Source organism: Thermovenabulum gondwanense (assembly GCF_001601575.1).
Lineage (GTDB): Bacteria > Bacillota > Thermosediminibacteria > Thermosediminibacterales > Thermosediminibacteraceae > Thermovenabulum > Thermovenabulum gondwanense.
Genome location: NZ_LOHZ01000012.1, coordinates 1 through 5,945 on the forward strand (window position 1 = coordinate 1; position 5,945 = coordinate 5,945).

The 5,945-nt window shown below is 36.9% G+C and carries 3 protein-coding genes and 1 riboswitch; all 3 genes read left to right on the forward strand.

Annotated features, from left to right (window positions below; translation table 11 throughout):
- Nucleotides 1-311: 311 nt before the first annotated feature.
- Nucleotides 312-398, forward strand: a riboswitch (cyclic di-GMP riboswitch).
- Nucleotides 399-536: 138 nt separating this feature from the next.
- Nucleotides 537-3,107, forward strand: a complete 2,571-nt coding sequence (locus tag ATZ99_RS00100) for a PAS domain S-box protein (RefSeq protein ID WP_068747226.1) — start codon at nt 537-539, stop codon at nt 3,105-3,107.
- 464 nt (nt 3,108-3,571) lie between these two features.
- Complete coding sequence (locus tag ATZ99_RS00105; RefSeq protein WP_068747227.1) at nt 3,572-4,759, forward strand: hypothetical protein; 1,188 nt, start codon at nt 3,572-3,574, stop codon at nt 4,757-4,759.
- Nucleotides 4,759-5,763: an asparaginase gene (locus ATZ99_RS00110; protein ID WP_068747228.1), complete on the forward strand. Its 1,005-nt coding sequence runs from the start codon at nt 4,759-4,761 to the stop codon at nt 5,761-5,763. The genes ATZ99_RS00105 and ATZ99_RS00110 overlap by 1 nt, the downstream gene beginning before the upstream one ends.
- Nucleotides 5,764-5,945 lie beyond the last annotated feature (182 nt).

Here is a 5,945-nt window from a genome sequence, read left to right on the forward strand (position 1 = left end):
AAAAAAAAAAAAACTTTCGCTTTTTACCAAATTTGTTCTTAAATTATTCCAATATTTCTCCCCTATTGAAAACCAAAAAAATTTTTTAAAAAAAAATAAAACGTGTTATTCGTTTCATTTAGGATAAACCTTCTTTAAAAAAAAAAAAAAATTTTTTGCCGAAATATTCAGAAAATAAAAAAAAAAAAAAAAAAAAAAAAAAAAAAAAAAAAAAAATTGAAAACTTAATTATTATATTATATAATTTTACTGGTTTAACAAAATACAACAAAATTTATCAAAAAATTACATATTAAGACAAAATTATACAAACAGCGAAAGGGCAAACCTGTCGAAAGGCAGGGGCGCAAAGCTACGGGCCTAAGGTAATAATTTACTATGGTAGCCGGGCTGCCGTAGCACTTTTGGAAAAATTTTTTACGGCAGCCTACATAAAGCTGTTTTTTTTATTATTCTAAATTTATAGTTGATAGAAAAAAATGATAAATAAATTTCGGGATCAAAAAAATTTTAAAACCATAGAGAGGGGGTGCAATATGGAAGAAAAAATAATATTTGATATTTTAAAACAGGTCCCGTTTGGCATAGCTTACCATAAAATAGTGTTAAACAATGGAGGAATCCCTGAAGACTATATATTCCTTGATGTCAACCCTGCCTTTGAAGAGATGACGGGATTAAAAAGGGAAGATATAGTCGGTAAAAAAGTGACAGAAGTGCTGCCGGGCATAAAGGAAGATACCTTTGACTGGATAAAATTTTACGGACAAATTGCATTAAACGGTGGCAAAGAAGAATTTACCCGGTATTCAAATGTTTTAAAAAGGTGGTATAAAATTACTGCCTTTTCACCGAAAAAAGAATACTTTGTAACCTGTATTCAGGAAATTACAAATGAAATGGAGCGGATAAAAACCTTAGAAAAGCAGCAAAAAATTATCAAAAACTTAAACATCGAACTTGAAAAAATATTCAACGGGACACAAGATGCCATGTTTCTCGTTAGAGTAAAAAATGGAGAATTCCGGTATATCAGGAACAATATCACCCATCAAAAATTAACCGGTTTTTCCTTAGAAGATATCAAAGATAAAACACCTGTAGAGCTTTTAGGAAGCGAGCTGGGGGAAAAAATAGAGGGAGACTTAAAAAAATGCGCAGAAGCGCAAAAGACAATAACCTATGAGGAAACCCTTAAACTGCCCGGAGGAGAAAGGACATGGCTTACCAGTTTGACTCCGGTAATCGAAAATAACGCTGTAAAATACATTATTTGCTCAAGAAAAGATATAACATTACAAAAGAAAGCAGAAAAAGAAAAAGAAGAGCTCCTTCAAAGATACCATGCCATGTTTAATGAGCATACTGCAGTAATGCTATTGATAGAACCCTTTACCGGAAAGATTTTGGATGCTAACCCTGCTGCCTGCTTATTTTACGGCTACACCAAGGAAGAACTATTAAAAATGCATATACAGGACATAAACATGCTGCCCAAGGATGAAGTAGAAAAAATGCGCTTGATGGCTTTAAAAGAAAAGCAAAAGTATTTTGTTTTTCCCCATAGGCTAAAAAACGGAGAAATAAAACTTGTTGACGTCTTTTCAGCCCCGATAAATTACGGCGGCAAAAAAGTCCTTTTTTCCATTATATTTGACGTTACAGAGCGGGAAGAGTTAAAGCGAAAGCTTTATGAAGAAAAAGAGCTTTTAAAGATTACCCTTAATTCCATAGGCGATGGCGTTGTAACCACCGACTCCCTTGGACGAATAACCTCAATAAATGATGCAGCACAGGAAATAACGGGCTGGGACAAAAAGGAAGCGGCAGGAAGGCTTTTTGCCGATGTCTTTTGCCTCGTAAGCGAAGAAACAGGAGAAAAAGTGGACAACCCCGTGGAAAAAGTAATTGAATCAGGGAAAGTAATAGGTCTTGCCAATCACACAGCACTTATCAGAAAGGATGGGCAAAAGGTTCCTATTGCCGACAGCGCCGCTCCAATAAAAGATAAAGATGGTAAAATCTTTGGGGTGGTAATGGTATTCAGGGATGTTACCAAAGAAAAAGAATGGCAGGATAAAATTTTATATTTAAGCACTCACGACGTCCTTACAGGCCTTTATAACAGGCGGTATATTGAAGAACAAATTAAAAAAATGGAGCTTTTAAAAGAAACCCCTTTTGCAGTCATTATGGCAGATGTAAACGGTTTAAAACTTACCAACGATGTTTTTGGTCATGATGAGGGAGACAAACTCCTCAAAAAGGCGGCTGAAGTAATCAAAAAAAGCTGCAGGGAAAAAGATATAATTGCCCGCTGGGGAGGGGACGAATTCCTGATAATATTGCCGGGAGCAAAAGCCAGTGAAGCTTGTGAACTGGTAAAAAAAATAAAGGATGAATGTGAAAAACAGAGTGAAGAAAAAATAAAGCCCAGCATAGCCTTGGGATATGCTGTAAAAGAATCACCCGAGGAAAAAACGGAAAAAGTCCTAAAAGAAGCTGAAGAAATGATGTACCGAAATAAATACAACGAAAGAAAAAGCTATCGAAAAAGCATCATAGATACACTTTTAGCTACCCTTTTTGCAAAAAGCACGGAAACAATGGAACATGCCGAACGGTTAAGACATTACTGCAAAATAATGGGGAGCAAAATGGGCCTTTCGCAAAAGGAAATGGACGAGCTGCTTCTTCTTTCTGTCCTTCACGACATAGGCAAAATAGGGATACCGGAGGAAATTTTGAAAAAACCCTCTTCACTGACAGATTCGGAATGGGAGGAAATGAAAAAGCACCCCGAGATAGGCTGCCGCATAGCCCAAAACACACCGGAACTTATGGATGTTGCCGACTATATACTGTGCCACCATGAGCGATGGGACGGCGAAGGCTATCCAAAAGGCCTCAAAGGTGAAGAAATACCGCTTATATGCCGTATAATCGCAGTAGTTGATGCATATGACGCAATGACCAGCGACCGCCCCTACCGCAAAGCTTTAACCAAAGAAGAAGCGGTAGCGGAGCTGAAGAAAAACGCAGGTTCGCAGTTTGACCCTGAAATAGTGGAAATCTTTTTAAAAGCATTAGAAGAAGAGAAAATATAAAAAAGGAAGGAGGGTAAACAAATGTCAAAACAGCTGGTTGTGTTTAGCCTTGCGGACGAGCTTTACGGGCTTGATATCTTTGATGTCCGTGAAGTCATCAAAGATGCGTTTATTAAGTGAAATTTGGTTTTACAGCATTTTTGTCTATGTTGGAAAATAAGTTTTATTGATATTGATTTTAAGGGCGGGAATATTCATCCCGCCCTTTTAATTTCTTCTTATCCTTCTAAAAATAAACCTGAATAAACCCTCTTTATATTTTGCGTATCAAGCTAAGAACCAAAGACATTCAGCTGGAGATATTATAAGGGGATGGATATTGTATTTAATTTTTTGTTGAGTATTGTTAATAGTGTTATAAAAAAATAGAAAATAAATAAAATTAAGAAGGAAAATATATTTAAAAGTCGAATTTTTAAAGTAAAAAAGAATATTAAATTTATAAAATTATAATGGAGAAAAATATGAAAAATTATAGTATAAGCTTTTCACAAAAATCTAAGGGTATTCTGGGTATTTCTGGCCACGTAGGTGTAGGGCATGTTCACAGCCACAGCGGATTTGTACAGGATGATTCGGCAGGTTTTGCGGTAATAGCTTTCTTATTAAAAAAAGCGTTACCCGTTGAAACTATAATTACAAAAGTAACTGCTGATGTTATAACCGGCGAAATTGCAGTCCAAACTAACGGAAATGGAATTGGAAAAGCAATTCCACGCCGTGGCATTACTCCTTTTGAAGCTGAGTTAATGATAGAACGGGCAAGGGGGCTTGATGCTATTTACTCCCAGGCTGCATCGGTGAAGGTCTTTGGGCGTGTGTACGGACAAGGGGTCAGCGAAACAGCGACGGCATTTCAAGGAGCCTGTGCGCTTGCAGCGCTTGATACTTTTATTAAGGCGGCTCCGGAAAAATTCAAGGTTATGACGGAAAAACTTCCTAATAAGCTTGATACCGCTGCCACTACTGTCATAGATGTGGAGGGTATACCGATTTCAATCATGCTTGTAATTAATTTTACTGATGGTGGAATAGGCCCTGACGAAGATTATGAAGGGAATGCGATGTGGGCGGATAAAGGAAGGATAATGAAGGAGGTGGGGCTTGACAGGATACCTACCGTTGTGGTTGAAAGTAAGGCTTATATACCTTCGATGGCTAAAGATGTTGAAGTGGAGAAAATTTATATTCGTGCTCAGGAAAATATTGATGATATGAATTTGGCCGAGCACTTAATAAATGCTGCAGAACAAAATAATATACCTTACCATTTCAGTAAAACTGCCATACCTGTATCTCCCGGATCTCTTCAAAAAGCTACGATAGAATTGGCAGACAGAATTATTTCTCTTGCCCAAGAACTTAAAAAAGTGGATAGTGCAATGGATAAAGTACAAATTATGGCCCAACTTGTTAAGCTGGTAAGTGAAGATGCGGGTGGAGTTACATTTATGAGTAACGGTATTCATGATAAAGTGCGCGGCCCAGGTCTTATTCCCGGAACGGGTGCTGTAGTTTCTATGATAGTTCCCAAAAAATATATAGATTTTATTAAAATTCCAATGCTTACAATTGAAGATGTAAATATGTATATTACTGTTATTTTAGAAGGACTAATAAATTATGCAAAAAAAATGGAGAGTGGTAATTAATGAAAAAAATACTATTGCTTTCTACAGGTGGAACTATAGCGTCAGCCTCCGGAGAAGATGGATTGGTTCCGAAGTTAACAGGGGAACAAATGATAAAACTTATTCCCGAACTGGAAGGGTTATGTGAAATTGATTGTAAAGAAATAATGAACCTTGACAGCACGAATGTTCAGCCAGAGGAATGGGTAAATATTGCCCGTGAGGCATTTGAAGGTCTGAAAGAATATGATGGTATAGTCATTACTCACGGAACGGATACCATGGCTTACAGCTCTTCAGCTTTATCTTTTATGCTGCGCAATTTGAATAAACCGGTTATTTTTACGGGTTCGCAGCTTCCGATTGAACATCCACAGACGGATGGTAAGAGAAATATTCTCGACGCTTTTAAAGTAGCCGTATCCGGTTTGGCAGGAGTATATATAGTTTTCGATGGTAAAATCATTAAAGGTGTTCGCTCATCGAAAGTAAGAACCCAGGGTTTTGATGCCTTCAAGAGTATTAATTATCCATATATTGGCCGTGTCGAGAATGGAGAAGTTATTATTGAACATAATGTTGATAAAGTGCCTGAAGGGCAGATAGAACTCGATGATAAATTAGACCCAAGGGTTTTACTCTTAAAGTTAACTCCCGGCTTTTTACCTGAGGTTATTCCCGCGGTTTTAAAATTAGGATTCAGGGGGTTGATTATTGAAGGTTTTGGGCTGGGAGGAGTGCCTAATTTCAGGAGAAATATTATTCCTGAAATTGAAAAGGCATTGAAAGAAGGAATTGCAGTTGTCGTAACCACTCAATGCTTGCTGGATGGCAGTGATTTGACTGTTTACGAAGTAGGAGTAAAAGCTTTAAAAGCAGGTGTAATTCCGGCTTACGACATGACTACCGAAACCATAGTAACAAAGCTTATGTGGGCTTTGGGCCATACGTACAAATTGGAAGAGGTAAGAAAAATAATGATGACAAACTATGCCGGTGAATTTAGTATAATTAAAAACCACTGAAGCTCTTATTCTTGAAAAAGGAAAGGCCCTTTGTGTAAATAAAAAAAATAAAATTAAAGACTCACGGTAATATGTCAATACCCGAAAAATGGAAATAAAAAATATTCAGATGAAAAAAGACAATAATACCCCTTACCAACCTATATGGAAAAAGTTGGCATACAAAGAACTACTAAGTTTTG